Source organism: Cognatitamlana onchidii (assembly GCF_004804355.1).
Lineage (GTDB): Bacteria > Bacteroidota > Bacteroidia > Flavobacteriales > Flavobacteriaceae > Cognatitamlana > Cognatitamlana onchidii.
This window is the reverse complement of sequence record NZ_SRWZ01000001.1, coordinates 769,063-786,205: the sequence shown is the minus strand read 5'-3', so window position 1 is coordinate 786,205 and position 17,143 is coordinate 769,063. Positions and strand designations below refer to the sequence as shown.

Below are 17,143 nucleotides of genomic sequence, written 5' to 3'. Positions count from 1 at the left end.
AAAAATACAACAACAAAAGTTGCTATTCAATCTTTTCAGAAACGGATAATAACACTTCAACCAATTCCTTTAATTCTGGTGGTGGGTTTCCATGATCGAAAGCCACGGAATTATACGTTTGGGTGTTTTTGGTAATATCGATTCTGGCTAATGGTGCTCCATCAAATTGAAAATCTTTACTGGGCGGTATTAGTTTGGAAATGCTATCTAGATTTACAACCCCAAGTATTTTTAGTATGTGCTGCCAGTCGTTTTTTGAAATGCGATGATACGTGCCATTTTTGCCTCTTTTTTTGCTGAATGATAGGTTGCTGTTAGCGAGGCGTATTTTTTGATAAAACCCCCTTGTGGACGCCGTATATTCAATAATAACATGCTCTTTTTGAGTGGGTGGTAAATAGTTTGATGCCGTAGTTTCACTTTCTCCTACATTCGTTTTATTATGGCATCCGCAAGATTGTATGGCTAAAAGGCTAATAAGAAAAAGGTACAGCGTTTTCATTTTGAATGATGTTTTTATGATACATACAAAAACAACACCAAAATCATGATAACATCATTTTGGCTTTTTTAACCCCCTCAACCAAGGCATCAATTTCTGATTTGGTATTGTAAAATGCAAAGGAGGCTCTAACAGTCCCTGGGATGTTATAAAAGTCCATGATAGGTTGAGCGCAATGGTGACCTGTTCTTACCGCAATACCTAGTTTATCTAAAATAGTGCCAACATCATAAGGGTGTATGCCGTCTAAATTAAAGGAGATTACAGATGTTTTATGTTTTGCTGTGCCGTATATTTTTAAACCCTTTATTTGTAGTAGTTTTTCGGTTGCATATTCTAAAAGGTCATGTTCATACTTGGCAATATTTTGAAACCCAATAGTATTCATATAATCGATAGCAGTACCAAAAGCAATGCCACCTGCTATGTTTGGAGTTCCAGCCTCAAACTTATGGGGTAAATCGGCGTAGGTTGTTTTTTCAAAAGTTACCTCGGCAATCATTTCGCCACCACCTTGATACGGCGGTAGTTTTTTTAACCAAGCTTCTTTGCCGTATAACATGCCAACACCTGTAGGGCCACACATTTTATGTGCAGAGACTACGTAAAAGTCGACGTCCAAATCTTGAACATCGGGCTTAATATGAGGACTTGATTGTGCGCCATCTATTAGAACGGCAGCTCCTACCTCATGTGCTTTTTCGATAATATGCTTAATAGGATTTATGGTGCCTAAAGCATTTGAAATATGATTAACAAAAACAAGTTTGGTGTGTTTAGAGAGTAAATCTGCATACGCATCCAGAAGTAATTCCCCGTGCGCGTTCATAGGAATTACCTTAAGGTTAGCTCCTGTACGCTCACAGAGCATTTGCCAAGGTACAATATTTGAATGATGTTCTAAAGCGGAAACAACGATATCGTCCCCTTTTTTAAGTAATGCTGAAAACCCGTTTGCTACCAAATTAATACCATGCGTTGTACCGGAGGTAAAAATAATTTCATGCGAAAACTTGGCATTAAAGTGTTGTTGAATTTTTAATCGCGCTTGTTCATATAAATCGGTAGCCTCTTGACTTAAGGTGTGAACGCCTCTGTGAATGTTAGCATTGTAATTAGAATAATAATCCACTATAGCATCAATAACCTGTTGTGGGGTTTGTGATGTTGCTGCATTGTCAAAATACACTAGTGGTTTCCCGTTGACTTTACGAGAAAGAATGGGGAAGTCTTTTCTTATGTCTTGTACGTTGCGCATAGTTTATTATGTCTAGCCCCGATAGAAGCGGTATCCTTTTTTGAGGTTATCAAGAACAAAATAAAATTTTGTTTGTAGATACCGAAGCGAAGCTTCAAAAAGATACAGCGGATAGCGGGAAATGGCTCCAAAATACTATTAAAGGTTAAACCCTATGTCTACCCCTAATTTGTTTGCAATAATTTTATTGATACGGTACTTAACCTCAGGTATTTTCACAGAACTTAATACATTATTGCAAAAAGCATACATTAATAAGGCTTTAGCTTCTTTTTTAGGGATACCACGAGATTGCATATAAAATAGTGCGCTTTCATCTAGTTGACCAATAGTACAACCATGCGAACATTTTACGTCGTCTGCAAATATTTCAAGTTGAGGTTTTGTGTTTATCGATGCTTTATCACTAATAAGAATGTTGTTATTAGACTGGAAGGCATTGGTTTTTTGAGCTTCTTTTTCAACAATAATCTTACCATTAAATACACCAGTAGCATTATCGCCAAAAACACCTTTATAGTCTTGATGACTTTCGCAGTTGGGTTCAATGTGATGCACAAGCGTATTGTGGTCTACATGCTCCTTATCGCCTAAAATGGTTACTCCTTTTAAAATGGAGTCTATGCGTTCGCCTTCTTGGTAAAAATTAAGATTGTTTCTAGTAAGTTTTCCTCCAAAAGCAAATGTATGCACAGATGCTACACTTTCTCTCTGCTGTTTGATGAAGGTGTTATCTATTAAAGATGCCTTTGCTGTATCGTTTTGAATTTTATAATAATCTACGATGGCACGTTTCTTAGCAAATATTTCTGTTACACTATTGGTTAAAACAGGGTTGTCTGTTAGGTTCTGGTGGCGTTCAATTATTTGAACATGGCTATTTTCTTCGGCAACAATTAAATTACGTGGTTGTAATAAAGTAGCCGATTCGTTACCTGTTGAAAAATGCAGAATTTGAATGGGTTTATCTGCGATTTTGTTTTTAGGAATGTGAATATAGGCACCCTCACTTGAAAATGCTGTGTTTAGTGATGCTAAACTTTCTTTAGTAGCTGCTTTGTTAAAATAATTTTCAATAATCAAGCGGTATTTTGGTTTGGTTAATGCTGCAGACATTAAGCAAACATCAATACCATCATGTGTGGTCTCAGAGAGGTGAGACGAATACTTACCATCAATAAAAATGATTTTATAAGTATCTATATCATGAATAAAGTACTTCTTTACATCTTTGTATTCTAAGGCATTTTCCTGCTTTGGAAAAACACTATAATCTTCTTTTAAGATTTTGTTTAAAGAGGTGTATTTCCAAGCTTCTTCTTTTTTAGAAGGAAATCCTTTTTCTTCAAAAACTTTGATAGCATCTGTTCTTACATCATGCACGTAGCTATCTACATCAACTTTGTTTTCAAATGCTAAAAAGGAGGATACTAATTTGTCTTTTAAATCCATGGGTTTCAGTTTTCAGTCTTAATATTAGTAACGTACACCAATCGGACTGTTTACTATAATAACTTTTTTCGTACCGCGCCGTTAAATCTTAACAATTTAAGGAATAACAGGGTTAGGCGTTTACTTCTTCTTTAATCCAGTCGTAACCTTTTTCTTCAAGCTCGTGTGCTAGTTCTTTGGTTCCAGATTTAACAATTTTACCATTATGTAAAACATGAACATAATCAGGTACAATATAGTCTAGTAAACGCTGGTAGTGTGTAATTACAACTACCGCATTATCTTGACTTTTTAATTTATTAACTCCGTTGGCTACAATACGAAGGGCGTCAATATCTAAACCAGAATCTGTTTCATCAAGGATTGCTAATTTTGGTTCCAGCATAGCCATTTGAAAGATCTCATTTCTTTTTTTCTCACCACCAGAGAAACCCTCGTTTAAAGAACGCGATAAAAACTTACGATCTATTTCTAAGAGTTCAGATTTTTCACGAATAAGCTTAAGCATATCTTTAGCTGGCATTTCTTCTAAACCTTTGGCTTTTCTTGATTCGTTTATCGCAGTTTTCATAAAGTTAGTAACAGATACACCTGGGATTTCTACTGGATACTGAAATGATAAAAAGATGCCTTTGTGAGCCCGCTCTTCAGCCGCCAGTTCATCAATATCTTCACCATCAAATTCAATAGAACCTTTGGTAACTTCATACTCTTCCTTTCCAGCAATTACTGATGAAAGTGTGCTTTTACCAGAACCATTAGGTCCCATAATAGCATGAACTTCTCCTGGTTTTACCTCTAGATTAATACCTTTTAAAATGCTTTTATCCTCAACACTTGCGTGTAAATCTTTAATTTTTAACATACTACTCTGCTCCTAGTTTTACAACGTTATTTTCTTTGTTCGCTATTGGTTTTACATTTAATATTTCAACGATTTCCAGCTTATTCTCCCAAAGAATTTTATCATCCTTTTGATTTGTGATTTTTCCTTTTATTTCTACTTGAACCATGTCCGTCGGTGCATTTTTAAATGCTTCAGCCTGTTTATTTAGCTCTTTCATTTTTTCGGTGATAAAAACACCGTATATCTCATTATTAGCTTGTAATACCGCCGCATCGTTATAAAATACAAAGTCCCCTTTTAGTAGGGTTAAGGTGTTGTTTTTATTGTCTAAGACTTCAGCTTCAATTGCAGATGCATCAGCCGATTTAGTTTCATTTTTACAGCTTAGTAAAGCTGTAATTATCAATAATGTAAAAAAGCCGTTTCTCATTATATTTTCATTAATTAACCAACACTACCTTCTAAACTTATTTCAAGAAGCTTTTGGGCCTCCACGGCAAATTCCATTGGCAGCTTGTTTAAAACTTCTTTACTAAAACCGTTAACGATTAGGGCAATTGCTTTTTCGGTATCAATACCCCTTTGGTTACAGTAGAAAATTTGATCTTCACCTATTTTACTCGTGGTAGCTTCATGTTCTATTTTAGCCGATTTATTTTTAGCTTCAATATATGGGAATGTATGTGCACCACATTCATTGCCCATTAATAAACTATCACACTGCGAAAAATTTCTAGCGTTCTCTGCCCTCGAGCTTATTTGAACTAAACCGCGATAACTATTTTGTGATTTTCCTGCAGATATTCCTTTTGATATGATGGTAGACTTGGTGTTTTTACCAAGGTGAATCATTTTTGTACCGGTATCTGCTTGCTGGTAGTTATTGGTTACAGCAATCGAGTAAAATTCGCCAACTGAATGGTCACCTTTTAAAACACAAGATGGGTATTTCCAAGTAACAGCAGACCCAGTTTCAACTTGTGTCCAAGAAATTTTAGCATTCTTTTCACATAAACCACGTTTGGTTACAAAATTAAATACCCCTCCTTTACCTTCGGCATTTCCAGGAAACCAGTTTTGAACAGTAGAGTACTTTATTTCAGCATCATCAAGCGCTATTAATTCTACTACGGCAGCATGTAATTGGTTTTCATCGCGGCTTGGAGCGGTACAGCCTTCTAGGTAACTTACATAACTACCTTCATCGGCAATTACCAACGTTCTTTCAAACTGTCCTGTTCCTGCTTGATTTATTCTAAAGTACGTTGAAAGTTCCATAGGACATTTAACCCCTTTAGGAATATAACAAAACGATCCATCACTAAAAACAGCGGAGTTTAGCGCAGCATAAAAATTATCTTTTTGCGGAACAACGGTACCAATATATTTCTTAACGAGTTCGGGATGTTCTTGAATAGCTTCAGAGATACTCATAAATATGATACCCTGTTCAGCTAAGGTCTTTTTAAAGGTTGTTGCCACAGAAACCGAATCGACTACAACGTCCATGGCAACCCCAGCTAGTTTTTTTTGCTCATCTAAGGAAATACCAAGCTTTTCAAAAGTTGCCAATAATTCTGGGTCAACCTCATCTAAACTATCATATTTAGGTTTGCTGTTAGGTGCAGAGTAGTAAGAAATACCCTGGAAATCGGGCTTCTCATAACGTACATTGGCCCATTCTGGTTCTTCCATGTCTTGCCAAACACGAAACGCTTCCAAACGCCATTCGGTCATCCATTCAGGTTCTTCTTTCTTTTTAGAAATGGCTCTTACAATATCTTCATTTAGGCCATTGGGAAAAGTTTCAGATTCAATATCTGTATAAAAACCGTATTCGTATTCTTTGGTTTTCAGTTCTTCCCGAAGATCATCTTCTGTATATTTTGACATATTTAATTTCTTGAATTATAGTGAAAATGATTCGCCGCAACCGCAGGTTCTGTTTGCGTTAGGGTTGTTAAATACAAACCCTGTCCCGTTTAATCCTCCTGAATATTCTAAAGTAGTTCCTATCAAGTATAAAAAGCTTTTTTTGTCTACAATGATTTTTACACCGTTATCTTCAAAAACTTTATCTTCTTCCTGTTGTTCTTTGTCAAATTTTAAATCGTACGAGAGCCCAGAACATCCTCCACTTTTTACGCCTACACGAACATAGTCGGTAGATGCATCATAACCATCTTCGGTCATGAGTTCAACTACTTTTTTCTTAGCTGTTTCAGAGACTTTTATCATGTTTTTCTTTTTGAATTTAGAGTTGTTTTAATACTCTATTTATTAAGACAGTTTCTAAATAGAGCACAAATATACAATATAAGTCTCCGAATCCCATATTACCTAACATTATATTAATATATGGTTTTATAGTTTTTTACTATGGATTTAGAAAGGCTGGATTATTAATAAAGTCATAATCAGAAAGTGACAGTAAAAAGGCTTTTAAGTCAGCTTTATCCGAAGTAGTTAAGCCTACACCCCCTTGTCCTACTTTTTTCATTAAGGGATCGATGGTTGCTGAGTTTTTTAAGCCTTCACTGTAATGATTGATAACTTCATCTATGGTAGCAAATCGGCCATCGTGCATATAGGGTGCTGTATATGCTAAATTACGTAGGGAAGGTGTTTTAAATTTACCATTATCTGCTGGGTCTCCGGTAACTCGGCCCAAACCCAAATCGGTGAAGGTCTCATCCAAACCATTATTGTGAAATATGTTATCTGTCCATAACGGATTTTTATCGCTTCCATGGCAATGAAAACAATCACCACGAGCTTCATCCATAAAAATACTAAAGCCATTTTGCTCTTGCGGACTCAGATCTGTTTCCCCTAAAAGAAATTGGTCGAATTTAGAATTAGAAGATATTAAAGTACGCTCAAATTGGGCAATGGCTTTGGCAATCCTAGTTGAATCGATATTTGACGACCCAAAGGCATTCTCAAATAAAGTCGGGTATTCAGGGTGGTTTTGTAGTTTGTTTTGAACATCTATCCAGGTGCTTTTCATTTCTGTTGAGTCGGTAACCGGAACAAAGGCTTGGTGTTCTAAACTAAAGGTGTTGCCATCCCAAAAAAAATGTTCATCATAGTTCCATGCTAAATTAAAAAGCGGCATAGAATTACGGTTTCCTTGTGTCCCATTAACCCCTTCACTAAATTGACGATTATCTGAAAAGGCAAACTCGGGAGCATGACAATCTGCGCATGAAATGGAATTATCTATAGATAGCACAGGGTCAAAAAATAATTTTTCCCCTAAGGCTATGCCTTCCATGGTTTGTGGGTTGTCCGCTGGAATAATGGGCGCTAATATGTTGTTTTCAAATAGCGGAGGAATTGTTAATTCAACTGGTGTTGGTTGGAATATTTGATTGTTATCATCTGCGCATGAAAGGCTCGTTAATATAACAAAGAAAATAATATGTAATCCGCTTATTTTGATGGCGTTATAGATTTTAATTTAAACACATTTTGTCCATTTTTAAACATAGCTATTTGAGCTTCAAAATTGGGCATGAGCATATTATTACGTTCTTCTAGACTCCAAACAATAGGGTTTTTAAACCATTCTGCAACATTCATGTCAATATTTAATTGAGCATGGTTTGTTAAGTTCACGGTTCCTAGATTTACTTTAATAAAAGTGTCTTCAAATTTAAGTGGTTGTTTAGAAGCATCTACCGCCCGAATGGCATGGTATGCGTACCCTTTTTCTGTTAGGTCGTTATCTATAAACTTCCCTTCCAGTTGCATATAGTGGTAACCGCCACCTAATTGCTCTGGCACGTTCCAAGATGCTGAGTTTAGGTCGAGGTAGTTGTTGTTATAGTTGTCTTCGTTATTGAATCCAAAAAGGAATGACACCTTATAATCACCTTGAGGAATATTGTTTATTGGCCTAAAAAGTAGACTTTCATTTTTGCTAACATCAACTAAATTATAGCCGTTTATAGGTAAGGTTTCCCCAGAAGCGTTTTCTAAAATTATGCGAGAAATTAGGTAACGTAATTTTGTTATACTTAATACTTCTCCATTGGCATTTGTGAACTTAATAATATTAAAATCGGAATTAGTAATTGGTGCATCATCCCATGAGTGCGAGAAATTAAGACTTACCGAGGCTATCGAAACATTATCGCCTGTGTCTTCGTTACAGGAAAATAAGACCATTAGGAAAATAGTTATGAAAACAAAATGTTTATTCATAACGACTTTGTTTTAAAAATTAGTAAGTCTGAAAACCCTTTATTTGCAGAGATATCTCCATCACTGCTTGCAGATTCGCCTATAGCTAGAATACTTCGATCCTCAAGCTCAATAGCACTGTAGGCAATGTCAATTTGAGACCCTCCAAGGGTTCTTTGCCATAATAGATTTCCATTGGAATCTATTTTCAAAATCCAAGCGTCATTTTGCCCATTGTTCGATGTTAAATCGCCATCAAGACTTCTTGAACTTCCCGATAAAATAAATCCGCCATCTTGAGTTTTAGATATGGATCTACCTGAATCAAAGCTAGTACCTCCAAACGTTTTTTCCCAAATTAAGTTGCCATCTTCAGCTATCTTAATAACCCATAAATCGGAAGCGCCATTATTGGTTGAAACATCCATGTCATTACTTCTGGTGTCTCCTGCAATGAGGTAATGACCATCACTAGAATTGGTAATTGCATACCCTTCGTCGATTTGCGAACCACCAAAAGATTTTTCCCAGATTAAATCTCCAGATTCTGAAATTTTTATAATCCAAATATCGTATGAGCCCTTATTATTCTTTATATCGACATCGTTACTATCGGAAGAGCCTACAATGAGATACCCCAAATCTGGTGTTTGGAGAACATCGTTTGGGGTGTCGGTAAAGGTTCCGCCATAATATCTGCTCCATTCTTTGTTACCTTGTTCATCAAGTTTAACAGCCCAATAATCACCTCCTGCATGCCGTCTGGCTCTACTGGTTTTGCTATTTCCTTGCCCATTTGAAGCAGATACGTCAAGCACTCCAGTAAGAAGAAACCCGTTGTCTTGTGTTTGTATTAACGTGTTTCCTATATCGGCACCCAAAAAACCATACGATTGCTCCCAGATTATATTGCCATTTGAGTTTAGTAAACACATCCAAAAATCGTTGGCACCATTGTTTTCTGACACATCTCCGTCTGAACTTTTGCTATAACCTATTACCGCATAACCATCGTTGTTGGTTTTGATGATTTTAGCTCCCTTATCTTCGAGACTTCCTCCAAGATTTTTTTGCCATAGCAAGGAATGACTTGAGTTATATTTTAGCAACCAATAGTCAAAAGAATCATTCATTTTGTTCTCTATATCTCCATCCATACTTTGAACATGCCCAAGAATTGTATAGCCTCCAGAAATATCTTTTACGATTGAACACCCCTTTTCATTTAATGATCCTCCAATCGTTTTAGTAAAATCTATTTCAATAGTTGGTTCAATAGGTTTGCCAATAGGTTCTATTTTTGAGCAGGCAACAACAAGAAGTATTATGAGGGTTAGTTCTTTTTTGAACATAAAAAACAAATTAGTTTGCGCTTTTTCTAACTATAAACAGGCCACGATTAATATCACTTATAATGATGTTACCACTTGGGAAATAAGGATATACGCTCCATGCTCCATCAAAACTAGTGTTGTTATTTTCGGGATGAGTGTCAAAAAATCCAACTTCAGTTAAGTTCTTATTTTCAATATCAGTAAGGTCTATAACACGCATTCCTGCAGTGTAGTTAGCCAGGAAATACGAATTTCCTTTTACATAACCATTATGGTCAACTGCATCTGATGGGCCAAAGTATATTGTGTGCAGTTTTGGGTTGTCTAAATCGGCAAAATCGAAAATAATGGTTCTTGTTTTGTTGCCCATTCTTATTTCATCAAGTTCATCCCCCAAAATAAAATAGCGCATATCTTCTGTGAACCATCCTTGGTGCGTATATCCAACATTAGAGTAGCTAATGGTTGATAATTGTTTTGGATTATTTTTATCGGAAACATCAACAATAACCACTTCATTTTCATTGCTTCCAATGAGTATTTCTTTACCATTATGTTCGGTGTCTGGACCGGAATACATAACTGCTTGGGCATCATGTGAGTAACCGATAAAACCGCCAGAGCTAATTGGAGATAAAGGGGTGTTAATGTCTATAAAAAGAGGTCCTCCTTCAAAAACCTCAAGTCTACTAGTTCCAACAGCGTATGCAAAACCTGAGTCTTCATTTATGACAATATTATGGGCACTTCCAAAGTCTTTAAATAAATTATCTGCTGTAAAATTGATTGGAGGATTGGGTACGTCCCTTAACCTGGTGAGGTCAAAAATTTGCATTCCATGGCCTTCAGCGTTATCGGCAACAATAAACGCATAATTGTTAAATACTTTTATATCGCGCCAAACACTATTTATTGTGGCAGTTGGGAGCTTGCCTATTAGCACAGGGGTTTTTGGTATTGAAATATCAACAAACGCCACGCCCGTAGTAGCGCAGAATAAAGCATATTCTTTACGGGTGATAGGGTCTGTCCATCCCCAACAATCATTTCCTCTCGCATCAGATCCAGCCAATTCTTCAATAGACAAAAATCCCATAAGGTCATAATTATCACAGGGGTAAGATCCTGCAAGACCGTTTTCACATACTGCTGTTGCATCATTAGGTATTGGGGCTTGCACGTTATCATCGTTAGAACAACTTGCAACCACGAAAATACAAAACAGTAAAAAAACCCGATAGGCAGGGTTATTAAGGTTCATAGCACTTTTTGTTTAATAACTTAAAAAAGTCATGTTTTAGTATAAAGATAGCAAAAACAAAAATAGCTTCTTATTTTTGCACTATGATTGAAGATAAAAACCAACAGAAGACCCCTTTAAGTGATTTAGGCGAGTTTGGGCTGATAGAGCATTTAACAAAAAACTTTAAAATAAAGCAGTCATCTACTATAAAAGGAATTGGAGATGATGCAGCGGTTTTAAATTTTGACAGCAAAAATATTGTTGTTACCACCGACCTGCTTGTAGAAGGTGTTCATTTTGATTTAGGTTACATGCCTTTAAAGCATTTAGGTTACAAGGCTGTGATGATTAATTTATCAGATGTTTATGCGATGAATGCAATTGCAACTCAGGTTACCGTATCCATAGCCGTATCAAATAGGTTTCCTTTAGAGGCGCTGGAAGATTTGTATTCTGGCATTGAAACGGCTGCGAATATTTACAATGTTGATGTAATTGGAGGAGATACCACATCATCGAACACAGGGTTGTTAATTTCTGTTACAGCAATAGGTGAACTGGAAAAGGATAGTGAAGTTTATAGGTCTGGGGCCAAGGTAAATGACTTATTGGTGTTAACCGGAGATGTAGGAGGGGCTTACATGGGCTTACAGGTTTTAGAGCGTGAAAAAGAGGTGTACAAGGTAAATCCGAATAATCAACCAGATTTAGAACCCTACACCTATATAGTGGAGAGGCAGTTAAAACCTGAAGCACGTAAAGATGTTATTCCTCTTTTAAAAGATCTGGGGGTGAAGCCAACCTCTATGATTGATGTTAGTGATGGATTATCGTCAGAGATCATGCACCTTTGTAAAGAGAGTCGTTTAGGATGTGATTTATATGAAAATAAAATTCCTTTAGACCCTCAGGTAATTTCTGTATGTGAAGAGTTTAATGTAGATAGCACAACAATAGCGCTTAACGGAGGAGAAGATTATGAACTACTGTTTACAGTGTCCCAAGATGATTTTCCGAAAATAAAAGGAAATCCTAATTTCTCGGTTATAGGTTTTATGAAGGAACATGAGGCAGGTATGCATCTTGTAACGCGTGCAGACACACGTATTCCTTTAAAAGCGCAAGGGTGGAAAAACTTTAATGACTAAAAACGAGTAATTCAGGATTTACGGGACGCCCTTTAAGCCTGATTCTGTGTTTCTTTTTGTGAATGCGTTCTAAGACGTCGTTAATCTCTTTAAATTTTGGAGTAAGCTCAGTAAGGGTGCCGTTTCCGTTAGTGGTAAGTTCTTTTCTGCAAGTTTTGCAGGTATACTCTTTAACATAATGGGTAACATGACGCGTAATTTCGTAATCATGCCCAAACATCTTGCATTGGATGTGCTTCATTTCGCTTTTTAAATCTTTTAATTAGTCTTCTAACTACCGGAGAGACGGGGAATTTAAAAAAAAGCGGGAAGACAAAGGTGTTAGGAGGTTAACAAATCGACGAAGTGATTGTTTTTCTCTTTAAACGCTCGGTTCTAGAGTTGTAGATACGTTCTAAAATGGCATTTATTTCCCTGAATTTCGGGGTTAGTTCTGTAAGGTTTCCGTTGCTGTTTGTTGTTAGTTCTTTTTTGCAATGCTTACAGGTGTACTCTTTAACATGTAAGGTTACTTTTTTCGAGACTTGAAAATCATGTCCAAATAAGCTGCAGTACATTTTTGGAATTAAAGCTGGTTTGTTAGTAGTTTTTTTCATGGTTTCAAAATTTGGAACGGGATAAATCTATAAAAAAAAACTAATAAATCGTTAAAAAGCTATATTTTTTCGATGAAACGCAATATTGTTTGCAGCAATTGCCCTTCATTCTCTAAAAAACTCATATGCCCATCAGGAAATTCTACAAATTTAACTTGTGTAGTTATTGTTTGGTTTTTTAGTGTATCAAAATCTAGAACGGGATCCTTTTTACTAGCAATTAACATTTTTTTAAATGGCGTAAAATGCAATAACGCTTCTCTATCTTCTCTAATTTTCATGCCTTCCAATGCTGCAACGATACCTTGCAGAGGTGTTTGTTGAGCTTCTGCTATCAAACATTTTATCTGTTCTTTAAATAATTTTCTGTTTTTGGGTCTAAATAGATTGTTAATCGCAACTCTAATAAAGGTTTTATGGTTTGCTTTAACGGTTTTAATGGCTCGGTTTCTATTTAGCTTTTTCTCTGGGGTATCTGCGTTTGCTGTGGAGTTTACTAAGCAAAGTCCTTTAATAGCATCTGGATTTTTTTCGGCATATGCAAGGCCTACATAGCCTCCCATAGAATGACCAAAAATAATAGAACGTCTAATTCTTAAATGTTTTAAAATGGCTTCAACTGTTTCTGCCATCATTTCCATGGTATGTATATAGCCGAGGCATTCGGACTTACCATGGCCAAGCATATCAATACAAATAACTCGATACTTTTTCGAGAGGACTTTTACAAAGGGATTCCATATTTTGCTGTTTTCTAGAAAACCATGCAGGAAAACAACAGCTGCTCCTTTCCCAGAGTCGGTATACCAAATATTTGCGCCTTTGTAAATTAGATTCATGCAATGTAATTATCTGGGCAAAGATAAAATCAACAGGTAAATAAATCCAAAGAATTACCGGCCTTTAAGTCCGTGTTTTTTAATTAAAGACATAATCTTTATAAATCATTTTTATTTAGAATTTTTATACTTTTACGCGCTTTATAGCTGCAAAGGCTTTGTCTACATAGTCGTCCTCTACAAGTATAGTAAACTCATTGGTAGTCGAAATAACCTCATAGAGCACAACACCTTCCCAGGCAAGCCTTTTAAAAAAATGATAATAAAGACCCGCAATTTTAGAATTATCTTGAGGTAGATTTATACTTATGGCTGTTAACCCATCTTGAATAGCCAAAAACATTTCATTTTGGAGTTGGGTTTTAATAAAATCATTCAGGCTACTTGATATTATAATATTACTTTCATGAATACCCCTAGTAAACGTATAGAAAAGTTTAGGTTCAATGTGTATCCTTTCTAGAATTTTGGCATGATTGTTAATGAGGGTTTCAGAGTTTCGAACCGTAAAATCCGTAAGATTAGAGCGTACCGTTATATCGCCTAAATTTTGGATAGCACGTTTCATTTTTACTGAATTGGTCAATGTAGGAGGAGGGTTGTATCTTCTTAAGGCCATCATGATAGCTCCTGGTTTAACGTCTTTTTTCAACATTTTGCTGATTGGTTCAACCAACTCTAGTGCCAATGCACTGAAATTAATAATGTTTCTTGATAGCGCTTCTTCTAAATAGGGTTGCGTAATTAAGATGTCTTCTACACAATTAGAGACTGTTTTCATGCTAGTAAACGAATTAAATGTTAAATATTTAACAATTTGTGTAAAAATAATCTTTTTTTTTAATAAACATCGCTAATACATTCAGGAGTTATAGCTTAGCGGTCAAATTTATTGAAAATGAAAGTATTAAAGTTTGGAGGAACATCTGTAGGCTCAGTTGAAAACATGGGTAATGTAAAAAGTATCATCAATGATGGAGATAGAAAGATTGTGGTCTTATCAGCCATGTCTGGTACTACGAATCATTTGGTTTCTATTGCCCAAGATATTAAAGAAGGTGAAGTGAGTTCGGCTCAATCTAAGGTAAAAGCTTTACATCAAACCTATCAGGTAACCGTGGATAATTTGTTACAAGATTCAAGTTTAAACCATAAGGTAAAGACTTATGTTTCAGAAGTGTTTTCATTGTTAGGTACTTGCATTAACGAAACCTATTCAGAGCAACTTGAAAACAAAATACTGGCTCAAGGCGAGTTGCTTTCAACCTATATGTTTACAAGTTATCTTAATCAAGAAGGGGTGAATGCGAAGTTGCTTCCTGCTTTAGATTTTATGAAGATTGATGCTAATAAGGAACCAGATCAAGGCTATATAAGAGCGCGGTTAAATACAATGCTAGAGGAGTATACGAATGCTGAAATATTTATAACGCAAGGGTTTATTTGCTTAGATGCGGCAAATAATATCTCTAATCTTCAAAGAGGGGGGAGCGACTTTACAGCTACGATAATAGGCGCAGCTATATTAGCAGAAGAGGTTCAAATTTGGACGGATATAGATGGTATGCATAATAATGATCCAAGGTATGTTGAAAATACCAATCCGATTTCTAATTTGTCTTTTGATGAGGCTGCAGAGTTGGCTTATTTTGGGGCTAAGATATTGCACCCTCAAACAGTTACGCCAGTAAGAACAGATAATATTCCAGTAAGGTTAAAGAATACAATGGATCCGCCTGCACATGGAACTTTAATTTCCAGTAAGACATCAGAAGGAGGTGTTAAAGCTATTGCTGCCAAGGATGGAATAACGGCTATTAAGATTAAGTCTGCAAGAATGTTACAGACTCATGGTTTCTTAAAAAAAGTATTTGAGATTTTTGAAACCTATGAAACGCCTATTGATATGATTACAACATCTGAAGTTGCTGTGTCATTAACAATTGATGATGATAGAAACTTAGATAAGATTTTGAATGAACTAGAGCAAATAGCAAAGATAGAAGTAGATAAGAATCAAAGTATTGTTTGTTTGGTTGGTCATTCTGTTGTTAACGATGCTGGGACTTATAAGTTGTTTCAAATATTGAAAGATGTTAAAATTAGAATGATTTCTTATGGAGGAAGCAAAAATAACATTTCACTTCTTATTGATTCTAATGATAAAATTACAACGCTACAAAAACTAAACGATTATTTATTTGAATTAGTCACTCTGTAAAAACTTAATATTTAGTATTGTTAGCAAAAAGGGTCGCTTTTATAAGCGACCCTTGTTTATAAGTCATTTACTACAATCTCTTTTGCCCAATTTATAATGGTTTGGCTTATTTTGTCGTCCCATTTCCCTGGCTTTCCCTTAAAGGAATCTAAGGCACTTTCATGTATTGTATTCCAATGATCTAAACCAGGATATTCGTAAAGCTCGAAGTTCGAATGTTTTTTTTGCTGAAGCACTTTTAAGATCATTTGATTATCAAATGCAGACATAATCCAGTCATTGGTCCCTCTTAAAATTCGAACAGGAGCGTTTACTTTTTCCCAAGCTCCGGCTATGTCAAAATCTTGAAGCTGTTGGTAGTATTTTAAAGGTCTGCCATACATGTGATATGGGCCATGATAATTATATTCAGAAAGCGCCGGGTAGTCGTTTACTATATCCATGTAACTTTTCTTTTGAATTAACATGCCGTAGTATAGTGGTATATAATATGTATTCATTTTTTTAACAATTGTGGACTCGTTATTGCCCTTCATACTGAGTATTCGGCGTTCAATTTCCAGCATGTGCTCAAACCATGTTTTGAAAAAAGTGCCATCTGAAATAACACCAGCTAGGTCATATTCATTGGCAAGTAATGGCGCTAATGCACTTCCCATGCTCGATCCATAAACAACTATTTTGGACGTATTAATATAAGTCTTGCTCTTAAGGTGGGTTATGGCTGCCTTGTAGCCCGATAAATCAGTTAGGAAATCACTTTTTGAACAGTCTCCCTCGCTATCTCCAACACCTGGTTTTTCTATTCGCATGACCACCATCTCCGATTTTTCTACAAGATCTTTTATTAGTCGTGTCCAATTATTTGCTTTAGTTGGATGTGCTTCTATGCTAGAACAACTTAGTCCTCCAATTAAAACAATGGCAGGTTGTGGTGTTTTTATGTTCTTTGGTTTAGTTATAATAACTCTTTGTGTAATGCCAAACCGGTTTGTGACTTGCTCATAGTATGTTTCCAGATTAGGGTGTTTTTCCTTAGGGTATTCTTTGAAGTTTACATGCTTTATAAGGAGGTCGTTACCTCGAATAATTTTGAATTTCGTATTATTCTGTGCGCGAACATCGTACTTTATTTCCGTCCAAGTTTCTGGAGTATCAATAAGAATGTCGTTTACCTCAATTATCATATCATCTGCTTTTAGACCTGCGGTCTCAAATGCACTATTGTTTGTGACTGAAACTATTTTTGCACCAGGAATATTGTTTTTCGGATAGGCTATTTTAGATTCCCATAATCCACGCCTTTTTAATTCTTGTGAGTTGGAAGAAATAGAAAAAGTAATTGATAAAAGGGTTGATATGATCAGGGGGTTAAAGATATTTTGCTTCATGATTTATTTAACTTTTATTTAAAAGTATATTGATTAAATTTATCACAAGTTGTTTTTACACCAAATGATCTTAAATTTATGTCAAAACTCGTTTTTCTCTGATGATGTTTTTTGTTTTACAAAG

At 35.8% G+C, this 17,143-nt stretch carries 18 protein-coding genes; 2 read left to right on the top strand and 16 right to left on the bottom strand.

Going from position 1 to position 17,143, the window contains the following annotated elements:
* Positions 1-22: 22 nt before the first annotated feature.
* The 11 genes from E5D58_RS03685 to E5D58_RS03635 form a co-directional block, all read right to left on the bottom strand.
* The gene (locus E5D58_RS03685; protein ID WP_136480463.1) at positions 23-502 is read right to left on the bottom strand and encodes a hypothetical protein; all 480 of its coding nucleotides are present in this window, start codon (positions 500-502) and stop codon (positions 23-25) included.
* Positions 503-545: 43 nt separating this feature from the next.
* Positions 546-1,760 (bottom strand): aminotransferase class V-fold PLP-dependent enzyme, encoded by a 1,215-nt coding sequence (locus E5D58_RS03680; protein ID WP_136480462.1) that lies wholly within the window; start codon positions 1,758-1,760, stop codon positions 546-548.
* Positions 1,761-1,898: 138 nt separating this feature from the next.
* A complete protein-coding gene (sufD, locus tag E5D58_RS03675) occupies positions 1,899-3,212 on the bottom strand; it encodes a Fe-S cluster assembly protein SufD (RefSeq protein ID WP_136480461.1) in 1,314 nt (437 codons plus the stop codon).
* A 112-nt stretch (positions 3,213-3,324) separates the two neighbouring features.
* Entirely contained in the window at positions 3,325-4,077 is a 753-nt protein-coding gene (gene sufC / locus E5D58_RS03670; RefSeq protein ID WP_136480460.1) for a Fe-S cluster assembly ATPase SufC, read from the bottom strand.
* A 1-nt stretch (position 4,078) separates the two neighbouring features.
* Positions 4,079-4,489 carry a hypothetical protein gene (locus E5D58_RS03665; protein WP_136480459.1) on the bottom strand — a complete coding sequence of 137 codons (411 nt, stop codon included), beginning with the start codon at positions 4,487-4,489 and terminating at the stop codon, positions 4,079-4,081.
* Positions 4,490-4,503: 14 nt separating this feature from the next.
* Entirely contained in the window at positions 4,504-5,952 is a 1,449-nt protein-coding gene (gene sufB, locus E5D58_RS03660; protein ID WP_136480458.1) for a Fe-S cluster assembly protein SufB, read from the bottom strand.
* A gap of 15 nt (positions 5,953-5,967) precedes the next feature.
* Positions 5,968-6,297: a HesB/IscA family protein gene (locus E5D58_RS03655; protein ID WP_136480457.1), complete on the bottom strand. Its 330-nt coding sequence runs from the start codon at positions 6,295-6,297 to the stop codon at positions 5,968-5,970.
* Positions 6,298-6,436: 139 nt separating this feature from the next.
* Positions 6,437-7,336: a cytochrome-c peroxidase gene (locus tag E5D58_RS03650; RefSeq protein ID WP_317129264.1), complete on the bottom strand. Its 900-nt coding sequence runs from the start codon at positions 7,334-7,336 to the stop codon at positions 6,437-6,439.
* Between the two features lie 158 nt (positions 7,337-7,494).
* A complete protein-coding gene (locus E5D58_RS03645) occupies positions 7,495-8,268 on the bottom strand; it encodes an MbnP family protein (protein ID WP_136480455.1) in 774 nt (257 codons plus the stop codon).
* A complete protein-coding gene (locus E5D58_RS03640) occupies positions 8,265-9,599 on the bottom strand; it encodes a hypothetical protein (protein WP_136480454.1) in 1,335 nt (444 codons plus the stop codon). The genes E5D58_RS03645 and E5D58_RS03640 overlap by 4 nt, the downstream gene beginning before the upstream one ends.
* Positions 9,600-9,609: 10 nt before the next feature.
* Positions 9,610-10,842, bottom strand: coding sequence for a choice-of-anchor B family protein (locus E5D58_RS03635; RefSeq protein WP_136480453.1), 1,233 nt, complete (start codon positions 10,840-10,842; stop codon positions 9,610-9,612).
* Positions 10,843-10,925: 83 nt separating this feature from the next.
* Between E5D58_RS03635 and thiL the strand changes: the two genes are divergently transcribed.
* Positions 10,926-11,972 (top strand): thiamine-phosphate kinase, encoded by a 1,047-nt coding sequence (thiL, locus tag E5D58_RS03630; RefSeq protein WP_136480452.1) that lies wholly within the window; start codon positions 10,926-10,928, stop codon positions 11,970-11,972.
* On the opposite strand, the gene E5D58_RS03625 is transcribed toward thiL, so the two are convergent.
* From E5D58_RS03625 to E5D58_RS03610, 4 genes are all read right to left on the bottom strand, one after another.
* Positions 11,962-12,213 (bottom strand): hypothetical protein, encoded by a 252-nt coding sequence (locus E5D58_RS03625; RefSeq protein WP_136480451.1) that lies wholly within the window; start codon positions 12,211-12,213, stop codon positions 11,962-11,964. The genes thiL and E5D58_RS03625 overlap by 11 nt on opposite strands.
* An 88-nt stretch (positions 12,214-12,301) precedes the next feature.
* The gene (locus tag E5D58_RS03620) at positions 12,302-12,568 is read right to left on the bottom strand and encodes a hypothetical protein (protein ID WP_136480450.1); all 267 of its coding nucleotides are present in this window, start codon (positions 12,566-12,568) and stop codon (positions 12,302-12,304) included.
* A gap of 59 nt (positions 12,569-12,627) precedes the next feature.
* Complete coding sequence (locus E5D58_RS03615; RefSeq protein WP_136480449.1) at positions 12,628-13,407, bottom strand: alpha/beta fold hydrolase; 780 nt, start codon at positions 13,405-13,407, stop codon at positions 12,628-12,630.
* 124 nt (positions 13,408-13,531) lie between these two features.
* Positions 13,532-14,188 carry a hypothetical protein gene (locus E5D58_RS03610; RefSeq protein WP_136480448.1) on the bottom strand — a complete coding sequence of 219 codons (657 nt, stop codon included), beginning with the start codon at positions 14,186-14,188 and terminating at the stop codon, positions 13,532-13,534.
* Between the two features lie 117 nt (positions 14,189-14,305).
* Here E5D58_RS03610 and E5D58_RS03605 point away from each other — a divergent pair, with 117 nt between their 5' ends.
* Entirely contained in the window at positions 14,306-15,628 is a 1,323-nt protein-coding gene (locus E5D58_RS03605) for an aspartate kinase (RefSeq protein ID WP_136480447.1), read from the top strand.
* Between the two features lie 56 nt (positions 15,629-15,684).
* Here the strand turns inward: E5D58_RS03605 and E5D58_RS03600 are convergent, their stop codons facing one another.
* Positions 15,685-17,019: a serine aminopeptidase domain-containing protein gene (locus E5D58_RS03600; RefSeq protein ID WP_136480446.1), complete on the bottom strand. Its 1,335-nt coding sequence runs from the start codon at positions 17,017-17,019 to the stop codon at positions 15,685-15,687.
* Positions 17,020-17,143 lie beyond the last annotated feature (124 nt).

Bases quoted from the DNA above. Each gene is read 5' to 3' on its own strand.
- E5D58_RS03685 (WP_136480463.1), bottom strand. From the start codon at position 502: ATGAAAACGCTGTACCTTTTTCTTATTAGCCTTTTAGCCATACAATCT.
- E5D58_RS03680 (WP_136480462.1), bottom strand. From the start codon at position 1,760: ATGCGCAACGTACAAGACATAAGAAAAGACTTCCCCATTCTTTCTCGT.
- sufD (WP_136480461.1), bottom strand. From the start codon at position 3,212: ATGGATTTAAAAGACAAATTAGTATCCTCCTTTTTAGCATTTGAAAAC.
- sufC (WP_136480460.1), bottom strand. From the start codon at position 4,077: ATGTTAAAAATTAAAGATTTACACGCAAGTGTTGAGGATAAAAGCATT.
- E5D58_RS03665 (WP_136480459.1), bottom strand. From the start codon at position 4,489: ATGAGAAACGGCTTTTTTACATTATTGATAATTACAGCTTTACTAAGC.
- sufB (WP_136480458.1), bottom strand. From the start codon at position 5,952: ATGTCAAAATATACAGAAGATGATCTTCGGGAAGAACTGAAAACCAAA.
- E5D58_RS03655 (WP_136480457.1), bottom strand. From the start codon at position 6,297: ATGATAAAAGTCTCTGAAACAGCTAAGAAAAAAGTAGTTGAACTCATG.
- E5D58_RS03650 (WP_317129264.1), bottom strand. From the start codon at position 7,336: ATGGAAGGCATAGCCTTAGGGGAAAAATTATTTTTTGACCCTGTGCTA.
- E5D58_RS03645 (WP_136480455.1), bottom strand. From the start codon at position 8,268: ATGAATAAACATTTTGTTTTCATAACTATTTTCCTAATGGTCTTATTT.
- E5D58_RS03640 (WP_136480454.1), bottom strand. From the start codon at position 9,599: ATGTTCAAAAAAGAACTAACCCTCATAATACTTCTTGTTGTTGCCTGC.
- E5D58_RS03635 (WP_136480453.1), bottom strand. From the start codon at position 10,842: ATGAACCTTAATAACCCTGCCTATCGGGTTTTTTTACTGTTTTGTATT.
- thiL (WP_136480452.1), top strand. From the start codon at position 10,926: ATGATTGAAGATAAAAACCAACAGAAGACCCCTTTAAGTGATTTAGGC.
- E5D58_RS03625 (WP_136480451.1), bottom strand. From the start codon at position 12,213: ATGAAGCACATCCAATGCAAGATGTTTGGGCATGATTACGAAATTACG.
- E5D58_RS03620 (WP_136480450.1), bottom strand. From the start codon at position 12,568: ATGAAAAAAACTACTAACAAACCAGCTTTAATTCCAAAAATGTACTGC.
- E5D58_RS03615 (WP_136480449.1), bottom strand. From the start codon at position 13,407: ATGAATCTAATTTACAAAGGCGCAAATATTTGGTATACCGACTCTGGG.
- E5D58_RS03610 (WP_136480448.1), bottom strand. From the start codon at position 14,188: ATGAAAACAGTCTCTAATTGTGTAGAAGACATCTTAATTACGCAACCC.
- E5D58_RS03605 (WP_136480447.1), top strand. From the start codon at position 14,306: ATGAAAGTATTAAAGTTTGGAGGAACATCTGTAGGCTCAGTTGAAAAC.
- E5D58_RS03600 (WP_136480446.1), bottom strand. From the start codon at position 17,019: ATGAAGCAAAATATCTTTAACCCCCTGATCATATCAACCCTTTTATCA.